This is a genomic window from Pseudomonas sp. 51_B (assembly GCF_017491595.1).
Classification (GTDB): Bacteria; Pseudomonadota; Gammaproteobacteria; order Pseudomonadales; family Pseudomonadaceae; genus Aquipseudomonas; species Aquipseudomonas promysalinigenes.
Genome location: NZ_JAFGYW010000351.1, coordinates 1 through 459 on the forward strand (window position 1 = coordinate 1; position 459 = coordinate 459).

Annotated in this window: 1 protein-coding gene and 1 pseudogene; both read right to left on the reverse strand. The window is 48.1% G+C overall.

Annotated features, from left to right (window positions below):
- Positions 1 to 239 (reverse strand): immunity protein (locus J5M56_RS25180; protein ID WP_207938084.1); only part of this gene is annotated, 239 nt, incomplete at its 3' end.
- Positions 236 to 459: pseudogene (locus J5M56_RS25185) on the reverse strand (S-type Pyocin); the annotation flags it as partial. The pseudogene J5M56_RS25185 and the gene J5M56_RS25180, both read right to left, overlap by 4 nt.

Sequence of the window (459 nt, forward strand, 5' to 3'; positions counted from 1 at the left end):
GTAATAAACTTCGGCGCCTTCCAATTTGGTCCCTTGATTGGAATTGGACCATCACCATTTGCCAGCACGCCTTCTTTGAAAAGTTGTGCATATGTCGTTAATAGCTCGCCGCTCGCGATAAGCTCGAATTTATATCGCCCAATCATTCTATCCAAGGATGGGTATGCCATGCCGATGCCGAAAGCCGTCAGTACATCAGCAATTGGTTCGTGCTTGAGAATTTCTTCGATAGGAATCATTGGCCTGTTCCTTTAAGCAATTGTTCATATATGCGTTGCATTTGCTTGTTTCCCGCCCGCAGCGCGTCAGGTGAATAAAGGACATGATCCTCGCTTCCGAGCTTGAAGTCCTCCAGCGTGGCGGTATGGGCATTATTCCAGGCGGGAGATCCGTTTTCGGGCTTGAAGTCATCGCTAAGTCCCATTGCTCGAAATCTTTCCAGTTCACGAATCTCATGGG